General features: G+C 44.9%; 2 protein-coding genes. One reads left to right on the forward strand and one right to left on the reverse strand.

Annotated features, from left to right (window positions below; genetic code table 11):
• On the forward strand, positions 1-584 hold a 584-nt coding region (locus A3762_RS10110; protein ID WP_068755263.1), incomplete at its 5' end, for an aspartate/glutamate racemase family protein.
• A 25-nt stretch (positions 585-609) separates the two neighbouring features.
• Here the strand turns inward: A3762_RS10110 and A3762_RS10115 are convergent.
• Positions 610-1,143 carry a DUF3750 domain-containing protein gene (locus A3762_RS10115; protein WP_068755264.1) on the reverse strand — a complete coding sequence of 178 codons (534 nt, stop codon included), beginning with the start codon at positions 1,141-1,143 and terminating at the stop codon, positions 610-612.
• Positions 1,144-1,366 lie beyond the last annotated feature (223 nt).

The following is a 1,366-nucleotide window of genomic DNA, read 5'->3' on the forward strand; positions in this document are numbered from 1 at the left end:
AAATAGTTTTGGTGAGCGTAGACTTCGCAGAGATCGAGCACTTACAACATCAAAACGATTGGGAGAGCTGCGCGCAAATCCTGTTATCAGCCTCATTAAATGTCCAATCCGCTGGCGCCGACTGTCTGCTGATCTGCACCAACACTATGCATAAAGTCGCTCCAACTATCGAAGAAAAAATCAACCTACCACTACTACACATCGCTGATGCCACAGGCCAAACACTTCTAAACGCAAATATTATTAAAGTAGGTCTGCTTGGCACCGCATTCACCATGGAACAAGACTTCTACAAAGGACGATTACAAGACGAATTCTCGCTAGATGTCCTTACGCCTAACGAGGAAGATCGTGCTGAAGTGCACCGAATCATCTACGAAGAACTCTGCAAAGGCCAACTGCTTGAGTCATCCAAAGAGCGTTACTTAGATATCATAAAGAAACTACAGGCCCAAGGTGCTCAGGCTGTAATTTTAGGTTGCACAGAAATTGGATTGTTGGTGAAGCAAGAGGATACGGAAGTGACGCTTTTTGACACCACCGCTATTCATGCAGAAACAGCGGTGGATTTTGCTCTAAGCTAGTCGCGTAATCACATAGAAATCGATGTTAAGGCTCCCAGCCACTGCCAATCGCTCTAAATGGCATATCTAATTCGAAACCTTCGATTTGACTAGCAACCCATGCAGGATAGGTATTGCTATTGGGACCTGGGAACACGGTATATTCATTTGCCCAAGGGTAATCACGTGAAACGCGAAGAATATCTTCGATGAGCTGATCAGCGCCCTCACCACGCTTTTCGTATACCAACTCTGGCTTTGCCCCAAACCAATAGCGATCAGGCAAGTCTTTCTCTATGCGAAGAACCGGCACACCCCATCGAGCGCGCCAGCCAATCACTTCAAGGACAGTGTATTGATCTGCATTGCTTGGTTTAACAGATATCCATGTATGCACTGCAAATATCCCTCGCCATCCCCAAGCATCTGCAGCGTAAACTTGCACGATGGCATCAGAATAATCACCGGGGAGTGGAGATAAATTCGCAGAATCTCGGCTCGCGTCTCGCCAACTACCGGTGCTACACCCCGTAAGCACTAGACCAAGAATTAACACCAATACAGTGAATATACTTCGCATCGAAACCTCTTGATTTACCTTATTCAACTTAGACCTAAGACAAAATGTCTTACGCGTTATGAAGATGCGTAGATTAGACACAAAGCCTTGAAAGAAGAGGTTAGATATACGAAAACTTTAAAAGTTCGAGTAAGACATACCCAAGCTGGGTCAATAAAGAATTTAGAATAAGGCAAAAACAAATAAAAACGCGCAGCTACTTAGCGTTAGGAGAGCAGCTTAG

This window comes from Oleiphilus sp. HI0125 (assembly GCF_001635355.1).